This is a genomic window from Mesorhizobium sp. M4A.F.Ca.ET.050.02.1.1 (assembly GCF_003997725.1).
Taxonomy (GTDB): Bacteria; Pseudomonadota; Alphaproteobacteria; order Rhizobiales; family Rhizobiaceae; genus Mesorhizobium.
The window spans coordinates 1-3,197 of sequence record NZ_RZSG01000693.1 but is presented as its reverse complement, the minus strand read 5'-3'; the positions used below and the strand labels follow the sequence as shown (position 1 = coordinate 3,197).

Annotated in this window: 5 protein-coding genes; 1 reads left to right on the top strand and 4 read right to left on the bottom strand. The window is 64.4% G+C overall.

What is annotated here, in order from left to right; genetic code table 11:
- Window positions 1-318 precede the first annotated feature (318 nt).
- The 3 genes from minE to minC form a co-directional block, all read right to left on the bottom strand.
- The gene (minE, locus tag EOA33_RS29475) at window positions 319-591 is read right to left on the bottom strand and encodes a cell division topological specificity factor MinE (RefSeq protein ID WP_126055418.1); all 273 of its coding nucleotides are present in this window, start codon (window positions 589-591) and stop codon (window positions 319-321) included.
- Entirely contained in the window at window positions 588-1,403 is an 816-nt protein-coding gene (gene minD, locus EOA33_RS29470; RefSeq protein WP_126055419.1) for a septum site-determining protein MinD, read from the bottom strand. The genes minE and minD overlap by 4 nt, the downstream gene beginning before the upstream one ends.
- Before the next feature lie 103 nt (window positions 1,404-1,506).
- Window positions 1,507-2,265: a septum site-determining protein MinC gene (gene minC, locus EOA33_RS29465; RefSeq protein ID WP_127407241.1), complete on the bottom strand. Its 759-nt coding sequence runs from the start codon at window positions 2,263-2,265 to the stop codon at window positions 1,507-1,509.
- A gap of 379 nt (window positions 2,266-2,644) precedes the next feature.
- Between minC and EOA33_RS29460 the strand changes: the two genes are divergently transcribed.
- On the top strand, window positions 2,645-2,998 hold the full coding sequence (locus EOA33_RS29460; protein WP_127407240.1) for a hypothetical protein: 354 nt from the start codon (window positions 2,645-2,647) through the stop codon (window positions 2,996-2,998).
- Between the two features lie 58 nt (window positions 2,999-3,056).
- Here EOA33_RS29460 and EOA33_RS29455 read toward each other — a convergent pair.
- A partial coding sequence (locus EOA33_RS29455) for a phasin family protein (RefSeq protein WP_190234406.1) occupies window positions 3,057-3,197 on the bottom strand: 141 nt, incomplete at its 5' end.

The window sequence follows — 3,197 nt, the reverse complement described above, 5'->3', positions numbered from 1 at the left end:
CCTTCTACACACACACAGTCTTGATACTTAACGAATTGCTAATGTTCCCTTCTACATCCGCCGCTTCCGCAAGGGAAGTCCCCCGATAGGACTAGCGCCTAGCGAGATTCCCGCCGCATCCGCTTTCGCGTTGCGCTCAAATCCGCGATTGACGATGGCCGAGTGGGGAAGGTGGCTCGGCGAAGCCGAGAGGGAGCGGCGCGCCGGCCCTTGAAATCGATCAGAGGGAACGCCAGCGTTGCAGGCTCCCTCACCGGCCGCTGCGCGGCCACCTCTCCCCCGCCTCTGGCGGGGGCGAGGAACTCAAATGCTGGTACCCTACCCCGCCAGCGCCAGCGGCGTGGCGCTCTTGTTGGGGATCTGGATGTCGATTTCCAGCGTCGACATGGTCTTGCCGCGCTCCATCGAGACCTGGAGGTAGTCCTGGTCGATCTGCACGTGCCTGGCAATGACCGCCATGATCTCCTCGCGCAGGACAGAGACGAGATCGGGCTGGCCGCGGCTCTGGCGCTCATAGGCGAGCAGCAGCTGCAGCCGCTCGCGCGCGACCGGCGCGCTGTTGCGCCGCTTGAAGAGGTCGAAAATGTTCATGCCGCCCTCCTTCCGAGCAGACGGTCGAGAAAGCCCTTGCGCTCGAAGGGCACCACCACCGGCAGGTCCTCGCCCTCCAGCCGCCTTGCCGCGTCGATATAGGCCTTGGCGGCGGTGTTCAGCGGGTCGGTGAGCGTCACTGGCGAGCCGAGGTTCGAGGCCCTCAGCACATCCTGGCTCTCGGGGATGATGCCGAGCAGCGGCGTGGAGAGGATCTCCAGCACGTCGTTGATGGAAAGCATTTCGCCGCGCGCGGCGCGCGCCGCGTCATAGCGCGTGACCAGCACGTGCTTGGCGATCTGATCACCCTGCTCGGCCTTCATGGTGCGGGCGTCGAGCAGACCGATGATGCGATCGGAATCGCGCACCGAGCTGACTTCCGGATTGGTGACGATGACCGCCTCGTCGGCGAAACGCATGGCGAGCTGGGCGCCGCGCTCGATACCGGCCGGGCTGTCGCAGAAGACATAGTCGAACACCGAGCGCAGCCGCTCGATCACCTCGCCGACGCCCTCCTCGGTCAGCGCATCCTTGTCGCGCGTCTGCGAGGCCGGCAGCAGGAACAGTGTCTCCACCCGCTTGTCGCGGATCAGCGCCTGCGAGAGCTTTGCCGTGCCCTGGATGACGTTGACCAGGTCGAACACGACGCGCCGCTCGGCGCCCATGATCAGGTCGAGGTTGCGCAAGCCCACATCGAAGTCGACCAGCGCCACCTTCTTGCCGGTCTTGGCAACCGCAGCGCCCAACGCCGCCGTCGACGTCGTCTTGCCGACGCCCCCCTTGCCCGAGGTGACCACCACTACCTTGCCCATGAAATGCCTCCGTTTGGCGATTGTTCTTTCGGTTGGCCGTGCCAGGCACGGTGTTGCAGGACCATCGCACGCGAAACCGGTCCCAGGCTTACGCTCGCGCCGCTCACCCCAGCGGCACCACGCACAGCACGTCGTTTTCGAGGAAGGCCTGCACCGCCTTGCCGCGCGAAACCTTCTCCATCTCCTCGGCGGTGGTGTACCAGCCGTCGACCGAGATCAGCTCGGCCTCGTTCCTGCGGCAGAAGACGCGGGCCGCAATGTTGCCGAGCGCGCCGGCCGAAGCGCGGCCGCGCAGCGTGCCATAGACATGGATGGAGCCGGCGGCGACGATCTCCGAGCCGGACGCGACCGAGCCGAGCACGATGACATCGCCATGCGCATGGAAGATCGACTGGCCGGAACGGATCGGCGTGCGTACCATCAGCGTGTCGCCGCCCGGCAGCGCGGGCTTCGCCGGCACCTTGCCGTCCTCGGCTCTTTGCTCCTCGGCCTTGCCCTCTTCGCCCTTCTTGCGGCCGGGATGCAAGAGCAGGCCGTCGGAGGTCGCCTCCTTGGCGCCGATCAGCTTCGGCGGCAGGTGCGAGCCAAGCTCGGCGCCGCCGTCCATCTCGATGGCATAGACGCGGATGCCGCGCTGGCCAAGCACGCCGACCAGCGAATCAATGGCCGCGATATCCGGCTTCAAAGTGTTCAAATCGAGCACCACCGGCCGCCCGGCAAAATAGCCCGGCGAGTTGCCTATCCAGCGGTCGAGGCTCTCCAGCCAGACATCCAGAGGCGCTTCGGGGGTGAGCGTGAAAGCGACGAAAGATCGGGCGCGAAAACGGATGGATTTGGTCTCGACAGGGGCTGCGAAGGTCACGGGAAGCGATTCCTTACTGATAGGTAAACGCTAGGAGCCGAATGGTTAACGAATGGTTAATTTTGAGGGTGAGGAGCGTTAAGAGCTGACTTGGCTAACTGTTGTGGCGGGGTGGCCACAGGCACCGTTCCACTCTGAGGGGCGGTTGGGTGGCAACCGAGGCTTTGACGCGCCCCCGATGAACGGCTGCAGCATGTGAAGTTCCTAATATACGCAGGTATGCCGCACCGGGCACAGTCTGGCCCGGCTGATCCACCCTTTTGGAAGGAGACGAGGCATGCGCATCAATCAGGCAGGCAGCAGGCGGGCAGGCAGCAAGTGGCCAGGCAGAGCAGGCGCAACGATTGGCGCGCTGTTGCTGGCATCCCTTGCAGGATGCATGACCTACCGGACGAGCGGCAGAGACACATTCCAGACCAGCGGCATAGACGCATGGTTGACAGCGGCCAATGCCGACGCGGTCGTCAATGCGATGGCAGCGAAGGGGCTGATGCCGGCGACCATCGACTGCCGCTTCGACCGCACGGTTCCGGGTCAGGTTGCTTACGCCTCGAAGTTCACCTGGCAGCGGGCTCCGGCAAACACACGCTATCATTGGGAAGTCGGCGATCCGACCTACCTCGCCAGCAAGGAAGTCAAATCCAACCGTGTTGGCCTTCACCGCATCGCCGCGAAAATCGTCCGCGACCCCGCCACCGGCCGAAAGGTTGGATGCTCGATCTGGACGAATTAGTCCCTGGCTGCCAGGCGCCGAGCCGGCGCGAGGCGCCGGCCCGGGTTGCCTCAGGCAATCAGGCAGCCTTGCGTTCCTTCAGGGCCTTCTCAAAGGCATCTTTGATCGGCTTGGATACGTCCTCGGCCGCTTTCATGGTCACGGCCTGAAAGTCCTTGGCCTGCTCGACGGACTTTTCCATCTGTTTGCGCAGGAAAGC

Coding starts and splice junctions, on each gene's coding strand:
- minE (WP_126055418.1), bottom strand. CDS start 591: ATGAACATTTTCGACCTCTTCAAGCGGCGCAACAGCGCGCCGGTCGCG.
- minD (WP_126055419.1), bottom strand. CDS start 1,403: ATGGGCAAGGTAGTGGTGGTCACCTCGGGCAAGGGGGGCGTCGGCAAG.
- EOA33_RS29460 (WP_127407240.1), top strand. CDS start 2,645: ATGACCTACCGGACGAGCGGCAGAGACACATTCCAGACCAGCGGCATA.